Here is a 19,217-nt window from a genome sequence, read left to right as displayed (position 1 = left end):
GTAACGGGGTACCTCCGTCGGTGCCGCCAAGCTCACCTCGCGACCACGGACGGTCAGATCGGCAGCGACACGCCGTGCAACGTGTCCCCCTTCGGTTGAAGTCACCGCCGGTAGCGAATCGGTAACGCACTGGCTCGTTGGTCCCCGTGAACGATCGATCTCAGAACCGGAGGACCGAGCCATGGACGACCGTCTGCGAGGACCCGTCACGGCGATCCGGCGCCATGCCCGTGCGGTGGCGGTCGCCGGTGCCGTCGTGGCCGTCGGGGCCGCGACCGTCATGACCGTCACCATCGCCGAGGCCGCCGAGGCCGGCACGTGCACCGACAACGTGAACGTCCGCGCCGAGCCGAAGTCCGACGCCCGCATCGTGACCTTGTGCAAGCGCGGCACCGCCGTGAAGGTGGGCGCCACGAAGAACGGGTTCGTCGAGCTCCCAGCTCTGCACGGGTGGGCGGCCCAGGAGTACGTCGAGGTCGGCGGCCACACGCCGCGCGCGCCCGTGGAGCGCAGCGGCGAGCCGGCCGCGCCGAAGTCCAGCGGTAGCGCCGGGGACGACAGCGGTTCCGCGTCGGGTCGCCGTTCGTCGCGGTCCTCCGCCGAACCCACGGCCACGCCGCACGCGGCCCGGTCGAGCTCCGACCACGACGAGGCGGACGGCGACGACGCGCCGCGGGCGGGCAGCCACGCCGACCGGGACGACGACGAGGACGTCGACTACCGCCCCCGGCAGGGCAGCGCCCAGCGCGAGGCCGCGCCGCGCCGCATCGGCCTGCTCGGCTGACACCAGCCCCCTACGGGGTGCTGAGCCGCGGAGCGACGGCGTCCCACACGCGGGACGCCAGCAGCGCCTTCGAGCCGGTCGGCAGGACGGTCTCGGCGCCGTCGGCGGCGAGCAGCCAGCCGGCGTTGTCGGCCACCTCGAACGCCATGCCGTCACCGACCGCGTTGACGACCAGCAGGTCGCAGCCCTTGCGGCGCAGCTTCTGCCGGCCGTGGTGCAGCGCGTCGCCGGCGTCGTCACCGGTCTCCGCGGCGAACCCGACGACGATCTGACCCGGTTCCCGCGCCCCGACCAGCTCGACGAGGATGTCCGGGTTGGTGGTGAGCACGAGCGGGTCCGGGTCGGCACCGGTCTTCTTGATCTTGTGCCCGGCGAGGGACACCGGCCGGAAGTCGGCCACCGCCGCCGCCATCACGACGGCGTCGGCGCCCTTGACGGCCGCGTGCATGGCGTCGCGCAGCTCCAGCGCCGAACCGACCCGCACCACCTCGACGGCGGCCGGGTCGGGCAGGTCGGCGGTGTGCGCGGCCACCAGCGTGACCGCGGCACCGCGCTGCGCGGCGACCGCGGCGAGCGCGTAGCCCTGCCGGCCCGACGAGCGGTTGCCGAGGAACCGCACCGGGTCGAGCGCCTCACGCGTGCCACCGGCCGACACCACCACGCGTCGGCCTTCGAGGTCGTGCGGCAGCGCGTCGGCCCGTTCCAGCAGCAGCCGCCCCAGCTCCACGATCTGCACGGGGTCGGGGAGCCGCCCGGCCCCGGTGTCGGCGCCGGTCAGCCGGCCGGCCGCGGGCTCCATGACGGTGGCCCCGCGCGAGCGCAGCAGCGCCACGTTGGCCTGCGTGGCCGGGTGCTCCCACATCTCGGTGTGCATGGCCGGCACGAACAGCACCGGGCAGCGCGCGGTCAGCAGCGTGGCCGTCAACAGGTCGTCAGCCCGGCCCTGCGCCGCACGGGCCAGCAGGTCCGCGGTCGCCGGGGCCACGACGACGAGGTCGGCCTCCTTGCCCAGCCGCACGTGCGGCACCTCGGGCACGTCGGCGAACACGCCGGTGTGCACGGGCTGACCGGACAGGGCCTCGAAGGTCGCCGCACCCACGAACTGGAGCGCCGACGGGGTGGGCATGACCCGCACCTGGTGCCCGCTCTCGGTGAACCGGCGCAGCACCTCGGCGCTCTTGTAGGCGGCGATGCCGCCTGCCACCCCCAGAACGACCCGGGGACGGTCCTGCATCTCCTACTGCTCGCCCTCGGTGTGCTCGAGCAGCCCCGACTGGATCTCGCGCATCGCGATCGACAGCGGCTTCTCGCGCGGGCCCGGCTCGACCAGCGGGCCGACGTACTCGAGCAGGCCCTCGCCCAGCTGCGAGTAGTAGTCGTTGATCTGGCGGGCGCGCTTGGCCGCGTAGATCACCAGGGCGTACTTGGAGCTCACCTGGCCCAGCAGGTCGTCGATGGGCGGGTTGGTGATGCCCTCGGGAACGGCGTTCGCGGCGGGGGCGGTCAACGGCAGGCTCAACGCACAACTCCTACGGAATTCTTGTCGGCTGGATCAGCCGACCATCAAGTCTACCAACCGGCCCACGACGACCTGCACGTCGTCGTTGACGATGCGGACGTCGAACTCGTCGGCCGACGCCAGCTCCTCCTTGGCGGTGACCAGACGCCGCTCGTACTGCGCGGGCGACTCGGTGCCGCGGCCCCGCAGCCGTCGCGCCAGCTCGTCCCACGACGGCGGGAGCAGGAACACGGCGACCGACTCCGGCATCGCGGCCTTGACGGCCCGCGCGCCCTGCAGGTCGACCTCCACGAGCACCGGGCGACCGGCGCAGAGCGCCTCCTCGACCGGCGCGCGCAGCGTGCCCGACCGCTGCAGCCCCCCGTGGATCTCCGCCCACTCCAGGAGCTCGCCGCGTTCGATCAGCCCGTCGAACCCGGCCGGGCCGACGAAGCGGTAGTGCACCCCGTCGACCTCGCCGGGCCGCGGGTCGCGGGTGGTGGCCGAGACCGAGAAGTACATCTCGGGCAGGGCCGCCCGCAGCGCCGTGACGACGCTGGACTTGCCGACGCCGGAGGGGCCGGCAAGAACGATCAGCCGGCCCCTCCGGGGTTCGTGCGACCGCGGCTGCGGGTCCGACGCCGACACCGATCCGGACGTCGACCCCGGCATCGATTCCGACCGCGGTGAGCCGCTCACCCCTCGAAGTCGGCGAGCAGCGCCTTCCGCTGCCGGTCGCCCAGGCCGCGCAGACGCCGCGAAGGCGCGATCTCCAGCCGCTCCATGATCTGAGCAGCACGGACCTTGCCGACCCCGGGCATCGCCTCGAGCAGCGCCGACACCTTCATCTTGCCCAGAACGGCGTCGGTGTCGGACTGCTTCAGCACCTCCGGCAGCGTGGTGCCACCGGTCTTGAGCTTGTTCTTCAGCTCGGCCCTGGCACGGCGCGCCGCAGCGGCCTTCTGCAAGGCCTCGGCACGCTGTTCCTCGGTCAGCTGGGGAAGGGCCACTGTCTCCTCCGTCGTTCGTTCGTGCGCTCCCCGGCCCTCACCGGGGTGCGCTTCACACCGGCCGCCGTGCTCTGGCGCGACTGCGTCGACCAGGGCCCGAGCGGTACGGGATCCGAACGTACTCATCGCGTACCCGATCCCGGAACCGGGGTGCCACCTGTGTGTTTGTCTTTCCGCTCACCCATAACGGTGATAGCACGACAGCGCCGTTCGATCGACCGCGACGCGCTCCGTTCACCGCATGTCTTGGACCGTGCAACGGTTCGGACGGCGGCCGGCCCGCTCGTCGCCAACCGTTCGTCGGGGCGACGAGCGGCGCCCGGCGCGCATCATCCGCCCTGGTGAGCGGCTGCCAGCTCGTCGCGGAGGCGCAGTGCGGCCGCGCGCAGGGCCGCCGGCTCGGGGCCGGCCGCCAGCACCGACCGCGACGCGGCGCCCAGCACGAGCCCGTCCAGGCCCGCGAACCGGCGCACCAGGTCGGCCGCGCCGGCGCCCTGCGCACCCAGCCCAGGGGCGAGCACCGGACCGTTCAGGCTGGTCAGGTCCAGTCCGTGGTCGTGCGTGGCACCCACGACGACCCCGACGTCACCGAGCGGTGGGCGTCCGGCGTTGAGCTCGGCGGCGGCGTCGACGACCGCCTGCGCGACGCTGCGGCCGTCGGCGGTGGCGAGCTGGACCTCCCCGCCCTCCGGGTTGGAGGTGCGGGCCAGCACGAACACCCCGCGACCGGCCTTCGCGGCCGCGGTCAGACCCGGTGCGAGCGACCCGAACCCCAGGTACGGGCTGAGCGTGACCGCGTCCGCGCCGAGCGGCGCCTTCTCCGCGAGGTAGGCGTCCGCGTAGCCGTCCATGGTGGTCCCGATGTCGCCGCGCTTGACGTCGAGGATCACCTGGGTGGACGTCCCGGCGAACGCGGCGAGGAGCTGTTCGAGCACGGCGATGCCGGCCGAGCCGTGCCGCTCGAAGAACGCCGACTGCGGCTTCACCACGCCCACGTGTCCGGCGAACGCCTCCACGCAGGCCGCGGCGAACGACTCCAGGCCGTCGGCGTCGTCGGTGAGGTCCCACGCCGCCAGCAGCCCCGGGTGCGGGTCGATGCCCGCGCACAGGGTGCCGTGCGCGGCCACCACCTCGGCCAGCCGCGCCCCGAACGCACTCACGAGCGCGCCTTGCGCAGGGCGGCGTGCGCGTCCTGCAGCGACCGCACGCCGATCCGTCCGGCCTTCATCGCCTCGATGCCCTGCACGGCCGCGGCGGCACCCGCCACCGTGGTGATGCACGGGACCCCGCGGTTCACGGCGGCGGCCCGGATCTCGTAGCCGTCGACGCGCGGCCCCGAGTTGCCGTACGGGGTGTTGATGATGAGGTCCACGTCGCCGGCCAGGATCCGGTCGAGGACCGTGTCCGGCTGCTCGGCCGTTGCTTCGAAGTGCTTGCGCACCACGGTGACCGCGAGGCCGTGCCGGCGCAGCACCTCGGCCGTGCCCTCGGTGGCGAGCACCTCGAACCCGAGGTCGGCGAGCCGCAGCACCGGGAACATCATCGCCCGCTTGTCGCGGTCGGCGATCGACACGAACACCCGTCCCGACGTCGGCAGCGAGCCGTAGGCCGCGGCTTGCGACTTCGCGAACGCCGCCCCGAACGACGCGTCGAAGCCCATCACCTCGCCGGTCGACTTCATCTCCGGACCGAGCAGCGAGTCCAGGCCCTGGCCGTCGCGGGTGCGGAAGCGGTGGAACGGCAGCACCGCCTCCTTCACCGCCACCGGCGCGTCCGGGGGCAGCTCGCCGCCGTCGCCGGCCGCCGGCAGCATGCCCTCGGCCCGCAGCTCGGCGATCGTGGCGCCGAGCGCGATCCGGGCCGCCGCCTTGGCCAGCGGCACCGCGGTCGCCTTCGACACGAACGGCACGGTGCGCGACGCGCGCGGGTTCGCCTCCAGCACGTACAGGGTGTCGCCGTGCAGCGCGTACTGCACGTTGAGCAGGCCGCGCACCCCGATGCCGTGCGCGAGCGCCTCCGTGGAGCGGCGCACGTTCTCCAGCACCGAGCGGCCCAGCGAGATCGGCGGCAGCGCGCACGACGAGTCGCCGGAGTGCACCCCGGCCTCCTCGATGTGCTCCATCACGCCGCCGATGTACACCTCGGTGCCGTCGCACAGGGCGTCCACGTCGATCTCGACGGCGTCGTCGAGGAACCGGTCGACGAGCACCGGCCGGTCCTCGCTGATCGTGGTGGCGCGGGAGATGTAGCCGGCCAGCGTCTCGTCGTCGTAGACGATCTCCATGCCGCGCCCGCCCAGCACGTACGAGGGCCGGACGAGGACGGGGTAGCCGATGCGCGCCGCGATCGCCTTCGCCTCGTCGAACGAGGTGGCCATGCCGTAGTCGGGTGCGGGCAGCCCGGCCTTGCGCAGCACCTCGCCGAACGCGCCGCGGTCCTCGGCCAGGTCGATCGCGGCCGCCGACGTGCCGACGACGGGCACCCCGGCCTCCGTGAGCCGCTGCGCCAGCCCGAGCGGGGTCTGCCCGCCCAGCTGCACGATCACGCCCGCGACGGTGCCGCTGGCCTGCTCGGCGTGCACGACCTCCAGCACGTCCTCGAACGTGAGCGGCTCGAAGTAGAGGCGGTCGGCGGTGTCGTAGTCGGTGGAGACGGTCTCCGGGTTGCAGTTGACCATGACGGTCTCGAACCCGGCTTCGCGCAGCGCCATCACCGCGTGCACGCACGAGTAGTCGAACTCGATGCCCTGCCCGATCCGGTTCGGCCCGGAGCCGAGGATGAGCACCTTCGGCTTGTCGGTCTGCGGGGCGATCTCCGACTCGGCGGCGGGATCGGTCTCGTAGGCGCTGTAGTGGTACGGCGTCTTCGCGGCGAACTCCGCGGCGCAGGTGTCCACCGTCTTGTAGACGGGCCGGATGCCGAGCCGGTGCCGGAGCGAGCGCACGCCGTCCTCGCCGGCGAACTCCGGCCGCAGGGCGGCGAGCTGCCGGTCGGAGAGCCCGGCGCGCTTGGCCCGGCGCAGCAGGGCGGCGTCCAGCACCGGCGCGTCGAGGATCTTCGCGCGCAGCTCCACGAAGGCGGCGATCTGGTCGACGAACCAGGGGTCGATCCCCGAGCGCGCCGCCACGTCCGCCACGGAGGCGCCGCCGCGCAGCGCCCGCTCGACGGCGTAGATGCGCCCGTCGGTCGGGAACGCCACGTCCGGGTCGCCGTCGGGATCGGGGGCGGTCCAGAACCCGCCCGCCGTCGTCTCCATCGAGCGCAGCGCCTTCCCGAACGCCTCGCCGAACGAGCGGCCCAGTGCCATCGCCTCGCCGACCGACTTCATCGTGGTGGTCAGCTCGGGGTCGGCGCCGGGGAACTTCTCGAAGGCGAACCGCGGGATCTTCACCACCACGTAGTCGAGCGTCGGCTCGAACGCGGCCGGCGTCTCGCCGGTGATGTCGTTGCGGATCTCGTCGAGCGTGTAGCCGACGGCCAGTTTCGCGGCGATCTTCGCGATCGGGAACCCGGTGGCCTTCGACGCCAGCGCTGACGAGCGCGACACCCGCGGGTTCATCTCGATGACGACCAGCCGGCCGGTCCGCGGGTTCACCGCGAACTGGATGTTGCAGCCACCGGTGTCGACGCCCACGGCCCGCAGCACCGCGATGCCGACGTCGCGCATGTGCTGGTACTCGCGGTCGGTGAGCGTCATGGCCGGCGCGACGGTGATCGAGTCACCGGTGTGCACGCCCATCGGGTCGAGGTTCTCGATGGAGCAGACCACCACGACGTTGTCGTGGTGGTCCCGCATCAGCTCGAGCTCGTACTCCTTCCAGCCGAGCACCGACTCCTCGATCAGCACCTCGGTGACCGGGGACGCGGCGAGGCCGCCACCGGCCAGCCGCTCCAGGTCGGCCTCGGTGTGCGCCATGCCCGAGCCGAGCCCGCCCATCGTGAACGACGGGCGGATCACGACCGGCAGCCCCAGCTCGGCGACCGCGGCGCGGACCTCGTCCATCGAGTGGCAGACGGCGCTGCGCGGCACCTCGCCGCCCACCGACAGCACGATCTCCTTGAACTTCAGCCGGTCCTCGCCGCGCTGGATCGCGTCGACGTCGGCGCCGATCAGCTCCACGCCGTACTTCTCCAGCACCCCGCGCTCGTGCAGGGCGACGGCGGTGTTGAGCGCGGTCTGCCCGCCCAGCGTGGCCAGGATGGCGTCCGGGCGCTCCGCCGCGATCACCTGCTCCACGAACTCCGGGGTGATCGGCTCGACGTAGGTGGCGTCGGCGAACTCCGGGTCGGTCATGATCGTCGCCGGGTTGGAGTTCACCAGGGAAACCCGGATGCCCTCGGCCTGCAGCACGCGGCAGGCCTGGGTGCCGGAGTAGTCGAACTCGCACGCCTGACCGATGACGATCGGGCCGGAGCCGATCACCATCACGTGCCGGATGTCCTCGCGGCGCGGCATCAGCGACCACTCCCCATCAACTGCGCGAACTGGTCGAACAAGCGGGCCGCGTCGTGCGGGCCGGCCGCGGCCTCCGGGTGGTACTGCACGCTGAACGCCCGCCCGCTCGCGAGGGCAACGCCCTCGACGCAGCCGTCGTTCGGGCAGGTGTGGGTGACGCGGGCGCGCCCGTACGGGCTCTCCCACTCCTCCCCCGCCTCGCCCTCGACGGCGAAGCCGTGGTTCTGCGAGGTGATCGCCACGCGGCCGGTGTCGTGCTCGACGACCGGGATGTTGATGCCGCGGTGCCCGTACCGCATCTTGTACGTGCCGCGGCCCAGCGCGCGGGCCAGGATCTGGTTGCCGAAGCAGATGCCGAACACCGGGATGTCGGCTTCGAGGGCCTGCCGCACCAGCGCCACCGGCTTGTCGGCGGTGGCCGGGTCGCCCGGACCGTTGGCGACGAACAGGCCGTCGGGGCGCAGGTCGGTGATCGCGGAGAACGGCGAGTCGGCCGGCAGCACGTGGGTCTCGATGCCGCGCTCGGCCATCATCCGCGGGGTGTTGAACTTGATGCCGACGTCGAGGGCGGCCACGGTGAACCGCTTCTCCCCCGCCGCCGCGACGACGTAGGGCTCCTTCGTGGTGACGGCGCCGTACAGGTCGGCGCCCTCCATCCGCGGGCTCGCCTGCACCCGAGCGACCAGCTCGGCGTCGCCGGCCAGGTCGGCGCCGGAGAAGACGCCCGAGCGCATCGCGCCCTGCTCGCGCAGGTGCCGCACCAGCGCGCGGGTGTCGATGCCCGCGATCCCGACGATGCCCTGCGCACGCAGCGCGTCCTCGAGGCTGCCGGTGGCTCGCCAGTTCGACGGTCGGCGCGCGGGGTCGCGCACCGCGTACCCGGCGACCTGGATGCCGCGCGACTCGTCGTCCTCGCCGTTCCAGCCGGTGTTGCCGATCATCGGGGCGGTCTGCACCACGATCTGGCCGTGGTAGCTGGGGTCGGTGAGCGTCTCCTGGTAGCCGGTCATGCCGGTCGTGAAGACGGCCTCGCCCAACGCGGTGCCGGTGGCACCGTAGGCCTCACCGCGGAAGATCCGCCCGTCCTCCAGTACCAAGACGGCGGTCATGTCACCTCTCCGTTCCGTGCCGTGATCCGACCCCGCAGGATCGTGGCGGTCACCGTCGCCGGCAGCCGCATGCCTTCGAAGGGCGTATTCGACGCCCTGCTCGCGAGCTTCTCCCCGCGGACCGTCCACACCCCGTCGGGATCGACGAGCGTGAGGTTCGCGGGCTCGCCCTCCTCGATCGGCCGCCCGTGGTCAGGCAGGTTCCCGATCTCGGCGGGCCGCTCGGACATCACCCTGGCCACCCCGCGCCAGTCGAGCAGCCCCGGCTCCACCATCGTGTGCACCACGACCGAGAGCGCGGTCTGCAGCCCGAGCATCCCGGGCTTCGCGGCCGACCACTCGGTGTCCTTGTACTGCGCCGCGTGCGGGGCGTGGTCGGTACCCACCACGTCGATGACGCCCTCGGCGAGCGCCGCCCGCATCGCCTCGGTGTCGCTACCGGTGCGCAGCGGCGGGTTGACCTTGTTGACGGGGTCGTAGCCGGTCAGCCGCGCGTCGGTGAGCAGGAGGTGGTGCGGGGTGACCTCGGCCGATACCCGCACGCCCTGCGCCTTGGCCGCGCGCAGCACGTCGATCGTGCGGGCCGACGACACGTGGCAGATGTGCAGGGCCGCCCCCGCCTCGCGGGCCAGCGCGCAGTCGCGGGCGACGATCGTCTCCTCGGCGGTGGCCGGCCAGCCGGCCAGCCCTAGCCGGGACGCGACCACGCCCTCGTGCGCCTGCGCGCCGACGGTGAGCCGGTGGTCCTCCGCGTGCTGCGCGATCACGACGTCCAGGGCGGACGCGTACTCCAGTGCCCGCCGCATGATCACGGGGTCGTGCACGCAGCGGCCGTCGTCGGAGAACATGCGCACCTGGGCGCGGCTGCGGGCCATGGTGCCCAGCTCGGCCATCTTCACGCCCTCGAGCCCGACGGTCACCGCACCGACCGGGTGCACGTCGACCAGCCCGACCTCGGCGCCGCGCCGGCGCACGTGCTCGACCACGACCTCGCTGTCGGCGACCGGATCGGTGTTGGGCATGGCGAACACCGCGGTGTAGCCGCCCAGCGCGGCCGCCGCCGAGCCGGTCGCGATGGTCTCGGACTCCTCGCCGCCGGGTTCGCGCAGGTGCGTGTGCAGGTCGACGAAGCCGGGCAGCAGGACCTGGCCCTCGGCGTCGAGGACGTCGGTGCCGTCGGGGCCCGAGAGGTCGGCGCCGATCGCGGTGATGACGCCGTCCTCGACCAGCAGGTCGACGGCGTCCTCCCCGTACGGGTGGGCGTTGCGGATCAACAGGCTCATGCGGTGGCTCCGGCAAGCAGGTGGTACAGGACGGCCATCCGCACGTGCACGCCGTTGCGGACCTGGCCGAGGATCGCCGCCGACGGCGCGTCGGCCACGCTGGGCGCGATCTCCATGCCGCGCACCATCGGCCCGGGGTGCATGACGATCGCGTGTTCGGGCAGCAGCGCGGCCCGATCAGCCGAGAGGCCGAACCCGATCGCGTACTCCCGCGCGGAGGGGAAGAACGAGCCGTGCATGCGCTCGGCCTGCACACGCAGCATCATCACCGCGTCCAGGGTGGGCAGCTCGGCGTCGAGGACCGAAGAGACCCGGCAGGGCCACTCCGCGACGCCGACCGGCAGCAGCGTCGGCGGAGCGATCAGCACCACCTCGGCGCCCAACGTGGCCAGCAGGAACACGTTGGAGCGGGCGACTCGGCTGTGCAGCACGTCGCCGACGATGCCGATGCGCCGTCCGGCGATGCCGCCCAGCCGCTCGCGCAGGGTCGCGGCGTCGAGCAGGGCCTGGGTGGGGTGCTCGTGGGTGCCGTCGCCGGCGTTGACGACCGAGGTGTGGGTGCCGGTGGTCTCGCGGTCGCGGTCGGCCCAGCCGGCGATCCGGTGCGCGGCGCCCGAGGCGGGGTGCCGGACGATCACGCAGTCGGCGCCCATCGCCGACAGCGTCAACGACGTGTCGCGCAGGGACTCGCCTTTCGACACCGACGACCCCTTCGCGCTGACGTTGACGGTGTCGGCGCTCATCCACTTGCCCGCGATCTCGAACGACACGCGCGTGCGGGTGGAGTCCTCGTAGAACATCGTGATGACGGTGCGGCCGCGCAGCGTCGGCAGCTTGCGCACCTCGCGGCCCAGCAGCGCCTGCTTGAGCCGGTCGGCGGTGTCGAGCAGGCCCGTCGCGGCGGCGGCGTCGAGGTCGGTGACCGACAGCAGGTGCTTCACTCCGCACCCGCCTTCGCGAGCGCCACCCCGTCGGTGCCGTCGATCTCGGCGAACCGGACGAGGATCTGCTCGTCCCGGGCCGTCGGCACGTTCTTGCCGACGTAGTCGGCGCGGATCGGCAGCTCCCGGTGCCCGCGGTCGACCAGCACCGCCAGCTGCACCGCGCGCGGCCGGCCGTGCTCGGCCAGCGCGTCGAGGGCCGCGCGCACGGTGCGGCCGGACATCAGCACGTCGTCGACCAGGACGACCAGCGCGTCGTCGAGCCCGCCCTCCGGCACGTCGGTGGCGCCCAGCGGGCGGGCCGGGCCGCGGCGCAGGTCGTCGCGGTAGAGGGTGGCGTCGACCGAGCCGACGGGCAGCGCGGTGCCGGAGAACTCGGCGATGGCGGCGCCGAGCCGCTGGGCCAACGTGGCGCCGCGGGTCGGGATGCCGATCAACACGGTGTGACCGAGCCCGCCGTCGGGAGCGGCGATCTTCTCGATGATCTGGTGCGCGATCCGCGCGATGGTGCGGGTGACGTCGGCAGCGCTGAGCAGCTCACGGACGGACGAGTCCGGCCCTGTCGCTGCGCCTGCCGGGTCCCCGCGACGGTCGTCCGCCACGAGTTGTCTCCTTCCCCGCCTCACCGGACGGGTCTTAAAGGAACCGGTCGCGCCGACCGTATCAGCGGTTTCGTACGAGCAACGCAGCACGTGAGGACACCCACCCGCGCGCGTCCGAACAGCGGGCTGACACGATGCAGCCATGGGGCGAGATCGCGATGACGCCAGGGGGGCCGGTGTCGATCAGCCGTTCGAGTGATCTCGGGCGTGTCTACCCCGATCGGGGGCTGACGAACTTGACCGATCGCCCCCGCAAGCGCATGATTACTCTCCGTATTGATCGACTGCATCCTGGGTGGCCGCGGACTGCGGGGGGCACCACCACGGACTGCAGACCGGTGCGGCGCTCCCCCGACGCACATCCCAGTCCACAGAGCCCGCCCCGTACCCACCGTCACGACCCGTCGGTCCCGCGGCCGACGACAGATTGCAAGTGAGGAGGTCGCCACCATGGGCGACTACGCCAAGGCGCTCGGCGGCAAGCTCCGCGCCATCCGGCAGCAGCAGGGACTGTCGCTGCACGGCGTCGAGCAGAAGTCCGGTGGCCGCTGGAAGGCGGTCGTCGTGGGCTCCTACGAGCGGGGCGACCGCGCCGTCACCGTGCAGAAGCTGGCCGAGCTGGCCGACTTCTACGGCGTCCCGGTGGCCGAGCTCCTGCCCGAGGGGCGCATCCCCTCCGGCTCCGAGCCGGCCACGAAGATCGTCATCAACCTGGAGCGGCTGCAGCAGCTCCCGGCCGACAAGGTGGGCCCGCTCGCCCGCTACGCCGCCGCGATCCAGAGCCAGCGCGGCGACTACAACGGCAAGGTCCTCTCCATCCGCTCCGAGGACCTCCGCTCGCTGTCGATCATCTACGACATGACGCCCGGCGAGCTCACCGACCAGCTCATCAGCTGGGGTGTGCTGCCGCCGGAGGCACGTCCGGCGCAGTGACGGCCCGGCAGCTGGGGAAGGCTGCCGGTCCAGCACGTCGAAAGGGCCCTCCCGCCGGGAGGGCCCTTTCGGTGTACGTCGAGGGTGTGCGCGTCAGCGGGTGGCGCGCAGGTGGTCGGCGATGTCGGCGATGCGGCCGAGCACCCCGTTGAGGAAGCGTGGACTGTCGTCGGTGGACAGCGTGCGCGCCAGCTCGACGGCCTCCGTGATCGCGACGGGGTCGTCGATGTCGTCGGCCCACAGCAGCTCCCACACGCCGATCCGCAGCAACGTGCGGTCGACGGCGGGCATCCGTGCGACCGTCCAGCCCTCGGCGTGCTCGGCGAGCAGCTGGTCGATCCGTTCCTTGTGCGCGACCACGCCCTCGACGAGCACGGCGGCGTAGTCGGAGACGGGCGGCGCGTCGTCGGTGGCCTTGCGGTGCGCGAGCACCTCCAGCGGGTCGTCCCCGCGGGCCTCCGACTCGAACAGGATGTCCAGCGCCCGCTTGCGGGCCTTCGTGCGGGCCCGCAGCGGACGCGGTGGACGGGGAGCGGTCATCAGCTGGAGACGCGGCCCAGGTAGCGCCCGTCGCGGGTGTCGACCTTGACCTTCTCGCCGGTGGACAGGAACAGCGGCACCTGGATCTCCGCGCCCGTCTCCAGCGTGGCGGGCTTGGTGCCGCCGGTGGAGCGGTCGCCCTGCAGGCCGGGGTCGGTGTGCGCGATGACGAGCTCCACCGACGCCGGCAGCTCCACGTACAGCGGGGTGCCGTCGTGCAGGGCCACCATCGCGACCTGGTTCTCCAGGAGGTACCCGGCGGCGTCGCCCACCGTCTCGACGGGGATCGGGATCTGGTCGTACGTGTCGCCGTCCATGAAGACGAAGTCGTCGCCGTCGCGGTACAGGTAGGTCATGTCGCGCCGGTCGACGGTCGCGGTGTCGACCTTGGTGCCGGCGTTGAAGGTCTTGTCGACGACCTTCCCGGTGAGCACGTTCTTGAGCGTCGTGCGGACGAACGCGCCGCCCTTGCCGGGCTTGACGTGCTGGAAGGCGGTGACCGACCACAGCTGGCCGTCGATGTTGAGGACCAAGCCGTTCTTCAGGTCGTTCGTGGAGGCCACGTGTGGATGTCTCCTGCATCGATGGGCGGCGCGGCGCGGCCCGAACGGGCCGGGCGCCAGGGGCGAGTGGACGGCGACAGGGCCGTCGTCGGTCCTCCAGCCTACCTGGCGCGCTTCGGGCCGGATCGGCTGCCCGGCCTGCGACGACCGGCCACGCGGCGGCGCCGTACGGTTCGATCGCGCAGCGGATCTCGTCGTGCGCACAGGCGATCCCGACCCGTCGGTCGCCGTCCACCCGAGCGGCGGCCGCCACGTGCTGCTGGCCGTCGGCCTCGCGGCCTTCCTCGCCGGGTCGACATGGACGGTCACACTCGGCACCATCCGACCGGTCGCGATCGGGGGCCGTGCGCGCGACGGGACCGGTCGCCATCGCGACCACGCTCCTGCCGCTCACCCCGGACCAGCTGATGAGCGAACTCGCGGCGTTCATGCCGCGCTGATCAGACCTCCACGAGCTCCCGCGGCAGCAGGGTCAGCAGCTCCGGCTCCCCGTCCCGCACGACGAGGCTGTCCTCGATCCGCACCCCGCCGCGGCCGGGCAGGTAGACCCCCGGCTCGACGGTGACGGCCATGCCGGCCGCAAGCTCGGCGCTGCCCTTCGGCATGATCCATGGCGCCTCGTGGATCTGCAGGCCGATGCCGTGCCCGAGGCCGTGCGAAAACGCCTCGCCGTAGCCGGCGCCGGCGATCGAGTCGCGTGCCGCCCCGTCGACCTCGGCCGAGGTGGCACCGGGCCGCAGCGCTGCCCGGCCGAGCCGCTGCCCCTCGGCGACGACCGCGTGGATCTCGCGCTGCCACTCCGCCGCCGGGCCGACGACGAACGTGCGCGTCGCGTCCGAGTGGTAGCCGCCGGCCAGCGCCCCGAAGTCGACGATCACCAGGTCGCCGCGCTGCAGCGGGGTGTCGGTCGGCGAGTGGTGCGGGATCGCGGCGTGCGGGCCGGCGGCGATGATCGAGTCGAACGACGGGCCGGGCGCGCCGTGGTCGCGCATCCGGTCCTCCAGGTCGCGGGCGATCTCCCGCTCGGTGCGGCCGGCAGCCAGCCCACCGGCGGCCAGCAGGTCGGTCAGCGCGGCGTCGGCCACCGCGCAGGCCGTGCGCAGCGCCGCGATCTCGGCGTCGTCCTTCACCGCGCGCAGCTGCTCGACCAGGCCGGACGCGCGCCGCAGCCCGGCCGACCCGGCCGCCGCCACGAGCACCCCGTGCTCGTCGACGGAGACGTGTGCGGACTCGTAGCCGAGCCGCCGCGCACCCCGCGCCGCCGCGGTGCGAGCCGCCGCCGCACCGGCCGCCCGGTCCACCACGATCTCGAAACCGGGCGCCTCGGCGGCGGCCCGTTCGGTGTAGCGGGCGTCCGTCACGAGGACCGGATCGCCCTCCACCGGCACGGCGAGCGCGGCGTTCGAGCCGGTGAACCCGCTCAGGTACGCCACGTTGACCAGGTCGGTCACGAGCAGCGCATCGACGTCCGCTGCCGGCAGCAGCGCCTGCAGGGCCGCGATCCGGGCCGTCACGCCTGCTGCCCGGCGATCCACCGCAGCGCCAGCGCGTACCCGTCCACGCCCAGGCCGACGATCACGCCGCTGGCCACCGCCGACAGGTACGAGTGGTGCCGGAACTCCTCGCGCGCGTGCACGTTCGAGATGTGCACCTCGACCAGCGGCGCCCGCAGCTGGGCGCACGCGTCGCGCAGCGCCACCGACGTGTGCGTCCAACCGGCGCCGTTCAGCACCACCGGCACCGCTGCGTCGGCCGCCTCGTGCACCCAGCCGAGCATCTCGCCCTCGTGGTCGGTCTGCCGCACCTCGACGGCGAGGCCGAGCTCCTTGCCCGTCCGCTCGCAGAGCTCGACCAGGCCGGCGTAGGTGGTGGCGCCGTACACGGCGGGCTCGCGGGTGCCGAGGCGCCCCAGGTTGGGCCCGTTGAGGACCAGCACGCGACTCACGATGCCACCGCCGCGTACGCGCGCTCCAACAGCGCCGGGTCCGGGCCCTCCAGCCGGCCGGGCTTCGCCAGCCCGTCGAGCACGACGAAGCGCAGCGTGCCGGCCCGGCTCTTCTTGTCGCCGCGCATGGTCTCCACCAGCTCGGGCAGCGCGTCGGCCGCGTAGGTGATGGGCAGCCCCACCGCCTCCAGCACGGTGCGGTGCCGGTCGGCGGTGGCGTCGTCGAGCCGGCCGGCCTTCCGGGCCAGCTCCGCGGCGAACACGAGCCCGACGCTGACGGCGGCGCCGTGGCGCCACGTGTACTTCTCGCGCCGCTCGATGGCGTGCCCCAGCGTGTGGCCGTAGTTGAGGATCTCCCGCAGGTCCGACTCGCGCAGATCGGCGGCCACGACGTCGGCCTTCACCTGGATCGAGCGCCGCACCAGCTCCGGCAGGACCGGCCCGCGCGGATCGAGCGCCGCCGCCGGGTCGGCCTCGGTCAGGGTGAGGATCTGCGGGTCGGCGATGAACCCCGTCTTGAGGATCTCCGCGCTCCCAGCCACCAGCTCGGCCGGCGGCAGGTCGTCGAGCGTCGCCAGGTCCACCAGCACGGCCGACGGCTCGTGGAACGCCCCCACCAGGTTCTTCCCGGACGCGGTGTTGATGCCGGTCTTGCCGCCGACGGCCGCGTCGACCATCCCCAGCAGGGTGGTCGGCACGTGCACCACCCGGATGCCCCGCATCCAGGTCGCGGCCACGAAGCCCGCCAGGTCGGTGGCCGCGCCGCCACCGACGGACACGATCACGTCGCTGCGGCTCAGTGGGATCTGGCCGCACACCTCCCAGCAGAACGCTGCAACCCCGATCTCCTTGCCGGCCTCGGCGTCGGGGATCTCGACGCGGCGGGCGTCGATGCCGACGGCCTCCAGCGCCGCCCGCGCCTCCTCGGCGATGCCCGCCACCGCCGCCTGGTGCACCACCAGCGCAGCTCGCGCACCGAGCTCGGCGACGGTGGCGGCGAGCCGGTCGCGCACGCCGCGCCCGATCAGGACCGGGTACGGCTGGGCGGTCGCGACGTCGATCCGGGCCGGATCACCTGGGGCGTTCACGGTTCGAGCCTAGAAGACCGAGCGTCGGCTCCGGCAGCAGCGGCAGGTCGTCGGGCGTGACCACGTCGAACGGGTCGTCCGGGTCGACGGGATCGGGCGGGTCGTCCGGCGAGACCGCGCCGATCGCCTCCAGCACGGCCCGCGCCACCTGGTTCGGGCTGCGCCTGACGGTGTCGACCTCGACGGTCGCGACCTCGCGGTACAGCGGCGCCCGCGCGTCGAGCAGGGCCTTGAACGTCGCGCGCGGGTTGACCCCGGACAGCAGCGGCCGCGCCGAGGACATGCCGGTGCGGCGCACACCGTCGGACAGCCCGACGGTCAGCGACACCACCCGGTGCCCGCGCAGCAGCTCGCGCGTCTCCGCGGCCAGCACGGCACCCCCGCCGAGCGCGAGCACACCGCCGGTGCTGGTCAGCGCCTCCGCGACGACCGCTCGCTCTAGCGCGCGGAACGCGGGCTCGCCGTCCTCGACGAACATGTCCGCGATGGCCTTCCCTGCCCGCGCCACCAGCAGGTCGTCGGTGTCGGTGAAGGGAACACCGAGCCGGCGAGCCAGCACGCGGCCCACCGTCGTCTTGCCGGCGCCGGGCGGGCCGACGACCACCAGCGTCGGTCGGCGATCTGCTGAGCTCACCGAGGGAAGGATAGTCAGGGCAGATCCCGGTACATCACGTGCAGCCCGACGCGGCCGAGCTCGGGGTGTTCGAACCCGCCGGGCACCGTGCCGATGATCCTGAAGCCGAGCCGCTCGTACAGCGCCACGGCACCGGTGTTGCTGGCGGCGACGGCGTTGAACTGCATCCCGGCGAACCCGCCCGCGCGCGCCCGGTCGAGCGCGTCCCGGACGAGCGCCGCGCCGACGCCACGGCCCCGCGCGTCGGCCGCGACCATGAAGCTGGCCGTGGCGACGTGGGCGCCCGGGCCGGGCTTGTTCGGCCCGGTCTTCGCCGTGCCGAGGATGCGGCCGTCCGCGTCCTCGGCGACGACGGTGATCCCGGGCGGCGGCTCGATCCAGGTGGCGCGGGCCTGCTCCTCGGTCATGGTCGGGTCGTAGGTGAACGTGTCGCCTGCCCGCACCACCGCGTCGACGATCGGCCACACCTGCGACCAGTCGGCGTCGACGAAGGGGCGGATGCGCAGGCCGTCGGATCCGGGCACGGCCGGACCGTACGGCACCGCCCCGGACGGGTGAATACCCAGCGTGTAGTTCCAGGCCGCTGACCAGCCGTTCCGGCGATCGGTTATGGTTGCCGCGCGGCAATGACGTCGGAACGTGACCTACCGGTTACGGCAAGTTCCCACGATCGGAGTTTCTGGTGGACGCGAGCGAACCCCCCGCGGCGCGCCGGCGTGTCATGCGGCCCACCGACCTCCCCCGGCAGCGCACCGCCCGCCGCGCCGTCGACCCGGACGAGCTCGACGCGCCCGAGGCCGTCGAGGTGCACGTGCCCGACCGCGCGCCGGCGGTGCCCGACATCCCGCGGCCGCGGCGCGGCCGCTGACCACTCGTCAGGTGACGTCGTCGATCCGTCGGTCCACGCCCTGCTCGACGGGCTTCGGCGGCTCGATAACGCTGGGCGTGGTGTCGAGCATGCTCGGGCTCGTGTCGATCGGCGACGGGGCGTCCGGGTCCCAGCTGTCCCAGCCCTCGTCGGCGCGCTTGCGCGCCTTCCGTGCGTCGGAGACCCGGGCGATCTGGATGGCGAGCTCGAACAGCAGCGTGAGCGCCAGTGCGAGCGCGACCATCGAGATCGGGTCCTGGCCCGGCGTCGCGATCGCGGCGAAAACGAACAGTCCGAAGATCAGGCCGCGCCGCCACGCCTTCAGCTTCTCGTAGGTCAGGACGCCGACCTGGTTGAGCATCACCACGAGCAGCGGCAGCTCGAAGCTCACCCCGAAGATGAGCAGCAGCGCGATGACGAAGGAGAAGTACAGGTCACCCGAGAGCGCGGTCGTCTGCACCTCGGAACCGATGGAGAGCAGGAACGCGAGGCCCTGCGACACCACGAAGTAGGCGAGCACCGCGCCGCACACGAACAGCACCGCCGCGCACGACACGAAGGTCAACGCGTACTTGCGCTCCTTCGCGTACAGGCCGGGCGTGATGAAGGCCCAGATCTGGTACAGCCACACCGGACAGGCCAGCACGACGCCGGCCGTGGCCCCGACCTTCAGACGCAGCGCGAACTGGTCGAACGGACCGACGCCGAGCAGCGTGCAGGATCCGTCCGTCGTGAGCTGCACCCGCGTGGGCACCGCGCAGTACGGCTCCTTCAGGATCGCGCCGAGACTCGGCCCGCCGAAGAACCCCACGTCGAACCAGATGTAGCCGACGACCGTGGTGACGAAGATCGCGAGCATCGCGACCGCGAGCCGGTTGCGCAGCTCGTACAGGTGCTCGACGAGCGGCATCGTGCCGTCGGGATTCTCGCGGCGGGAGCCGCCCCGACTCAGGGAGAACCTGC

General features: G+C 73.0%; 21 protein-coding genes. 3 read left to right on the top strand and 18 right to left on the bottom strand.

Annotated features, from left to right (window positions below; translation table 11 throughout):
- The first annotated feature begins 181 nt into the window (after positions 1-181).
- Complete coding sequence (locus ACQEVB_RS27010; RefSeq protein ID WP_432976798.1) at positions 182-784, top strand: hypothetical protein; 603 nt, start codon at positions 182-184, stop codon at positions 782-784.
- A 10-nt stretch (positions 785-794) separates the two neighbouring features.
- Here the strand turns inward: ACQEVB_RS27010 and coaBC are convergent, their stop codons facing one another.
- The 10 genes from coaBC to pyrR all read right to left on the bottom strand — a co-directional run bounded on the left by coaBC (position 795) and on the right by pyrR (position 11,683).
- Positions 795-2,018, bottom strand: coding sequence for a bifunctional phosphopantothenoylcysteine decarboxylase/phosphopantothenate--cysteine ligase CoaBC (coaBC, locus tag ACQEVB_RS27005; RefSeq protein ID WP_432976795.1), 1,224 nt, complete (start codon positions 2,016-2,018; stop codon positions 795-797).
- 3 nt (positions 2,019-2,021) lie between these two features.
- On the bottom strand, positions 2,022-2,303 hold the full coding sequence (gene rpoZ / locus ACQEVB_RS27000; protein ID WP_432976792.1) for a DNA-directed RNA polymerase subunit omega: 282 nt from the start codon (positions 2,301-2,303) through the stop codon (positions 2,022-2,024).
- Between the two features lie 33 nt (positions 2,304-2,336).
- Complete coding sequence (gmk, locus tag ACQEVB_RS26995; protein WP_432976789.1) at positions 2,337-2,954, bottom strand: guanylate kinase; 618 nt, start codon at positions 2,952-2,954, stop codon at positions 2,337-2,339.
- A 23-nt stretch (positions 2,955-2,977) separates the two neighbouring features.
- Positions 2,978-3,292, bottom strand: coding sequence for an integration host factor, actinobacterial type (mihF, locus tag ACQEVB_RS26990; protein WP_432976786.1), 315 nt, complete (start codon positions 3,290-3,292; stop codon positions 2,978-2,980).
- 329 nt (positions 3,293-3,621) lie between these two features.
- Complete coding sequence (gene pyrF, locus ACQEVB_RS26985) at positions 3,622-4,452, bottom strand: orotidine-5'-phosphate decarboxylase (protein ID WP_432976783.1); 831 nt, start codon at positions 4,450-4,452, stop codon at positions 3,622-3,624.
- Complete coding sequence (gene carB / locus ACQEVB_RS26980) at positions 4,449-7,748, bottom strand: carbamoyl-phosphate synthase large subunit (protein WP_432976780.1); 3,300 nt, start codon at positions 7,746-7,748, stop codon at positions 4,449-4,451. Before carB ends, pyrF begins: the two co-directional genes overlap by 4 nt.
- On the bottom strand, positions 7,748-8,857 hold the full coding sequence (gene carA, locus ACQEVB_RS26975) for a glutamine-hydrolyzing carbamoyl-phosphate synthase small subunit (RefSeq protein ID WP_432976777.1): 1,110 nt from the start codon (positions 8,855-8,857) through the stop codon (positions 7,748-7,750). Before carA ends, carB begins: the two co-directional genes overlap by 1 nt.
- Positions 8,854-10,140, bottom strand: coding sequence for a dihydroorotase (locus ACQEVB_RS26970; RefSeq protein WP_432976774.1), 1,287 nt, complete (start codon positions 10,138-10,140; stop codon positions 8,854-8,856). The genes carA and ACQEVB_RS26970 overlap by 4 nt, the downstream gene beginning before the upstream one ends.
- Positions 10,137-11,081, bottom strand: a complete 945-nt coding sequence (locus ACQEVB_RS26965) for an aspartate carbamoyltransferase catalytic subunit (RefSeq protein ID WP_432976771.1) — start codon at positions 11,079-11,081, stop codon at positions 10,137-10,139. Before ACQEVB_RS26965 ends, ACQEVB_RS26970 begins: the two co-directional genes overlap by 4 nt.
- On the bottom strand, positions 11,078-11,683 hold the full coding sequence (gene pyrR, locus ACQEVB_RS26960) for a bifunctional pyr operon transcriptional regulator/uracil phosphoribosyltransferase PyrR (protein ID WP_432976768.1): 606 nt from the start codon (positions 11,681-11,683) through the stop codon (positions 11,078-11,080). The genes ACQEVB_RS26965 and pyrR overlap by 4 nt, the downstream gene beginning before the upstream one ends.
- 450 nt (positions 11,684-12,133) lie before the next feature.
- On the opposite strand from pyrR, the gene bldD reads away from it, so the two are divergent.
- Positions 12,134-12,616: a transcriptional regulator BldD gene (gene bldD / locus ACQEVB_RS26955; protein WP_432976765.1), complete on the top strand. Its 483-nt coding sequence runs from the start codon at positions 12,134-12,136 to the stop codon at positions 12,614-12,616.
- A 93-nt stretch (positions 12,617-12,709) separates the two neighbouring features.
- On the opposite strand, the gene nusB is transcribed toward bldD, so the two are convergent.
- The 7 genes from nusB to ACQEVB_RS26920 all read right to left on the bottom strand — a co-directional run bounded on the left by nusB (position 12,710) and on the right by ACQEVB_RS26920 (position 17,910).
- Complete coding sequence (nusB, locus tag ACQEVB_RS26950) at positions 12,710-13,129, bottom strand: transcription antitermination factor NusB (RefSeq protein ID WP_432980603.1); 420 nt, start codon at positions 13,127-13,129, stop codon at positions 12,710-12,712.
- A 26-nt stretch (positions 13,130-13,155) separates the two neighbouring features.
- Positions 13,156-13,719, bottom strand: a complete 564-nt coding sequence (efp, locus tag ACQEVB_RS26945) for an elongation factor P (protein WP_432976762.1) — start codon at positions 13,717-13,719, stop codon at positions 13,156-13,158.
- Between the two features lie 440 nt (positions 13,720-14,159).
- Entirely contained in the window at positions 14,160-15,233 is a 1,074-nt protein-coding gene (locus ACQEVB_RS26940) for a M24 family metallopeptidase (RefSeq protein ID WP_432976759.1), read from the bottom strand.
- A complete protein-coding gene (gene aroQ / locus ACQEVB_RS26935; protein ID WP_432976756.1) occupies positions 15,230-15,664 on the bottom strand; it encodes a type II 3-dehydroquinate dehydratase in 435 nt (144 codons plus the stop codon). Before aroQ ends, ACQEVB_RS26940 begins: the two co-directional genes overlap by 4 nt.
- Positions 15,661-16,752, bottom strand: a complete 1,092-nt coding sequence (aroB, locus tag ACQEVB_RS26930) for a 3-dehydroquinate synthase (RefSeq protein WP_432976753.1) — start codon at positions 16,750-16,752, stop codon at positions 15,661-15,663. Before aroB ends, aroQ begins: the two co-directional genes overlap by 4 nt.
- A complete protein-coding gene (locus ACQEVB_RS26925) occupies positions 16,736-17,386 on the bottom strand; it encodes a shikimate kinase (RefSeq protein ID WP_432976750.1) in 651 nt (216 codons plus the stop codon). The genes aroB and ACQEVB_RS26925 overlap by 17 nt, the downstream gene beginning before the upstream one ends.
- A gap of 14 nt (positions 17,387-17,400) precedes the next feature.
- The gene (locus ACQEVB_RS26920) at positions 17,401-17,910 is read right to left on the bottom strand and encodes an N-acetyltransferase family protein (RefSeq protein WP_432976747.1); all 510 of its coding nucleotides are present in this window, start codon (positions 17,908-17,910) and stop codon (positions 17,401-17,403) included.
- 197 nt (positions 17,911-18,107) lie between these two features.
- Between ACQEVB_RS26920 and ACQEVB_RS26915 the strand changes: the two genes are divergently transcribed.
- The gene (locus tag ACQEVB_RS26915) at positions 18,108-18,254 is read left to right on the top strand and encodes a hypothetical protein (RefSeq protein ID WP_432976744.1); all 147 of its coding nucleotides are present in this window, start codon (positions 18,108-18,110) and stop codon (positions 18,252-18,254) included.
- Between the two features lie 7 nt (positions 18,255-18,261).
- Here the strand turns inward: ACQEVB_RS26915 and tatC are convergent, their stop codons facing one another.
- A complete protein-coding gene (gene tatC, locus ACQEVB_RS26910; protein ID WP_432980600.1) occupies positions 18,262-19,164 on the bottom strand; it encodes a twin-arginine translocase subunit TatC in 903 nt (300 codons plus the stop codon).
- Positions 19,165-19,217 lie beyond the last annotated feature (53 nt).

The sequence above is a fragment of the Pseudonocardia sp. CA-107938 genome (genome assembly GCF_050936315.1).
Taxonomy (GTDB): Bacteria; Actinomycetota; Actinomycetes; order Mycobacteriales; family Pseudonocardiaceae; genus Pseudonocardia.
Note: the sequence above shows the minus strand (reverse complement) of the source record. Positions and strands in the feature narration are given on the sequence as shown.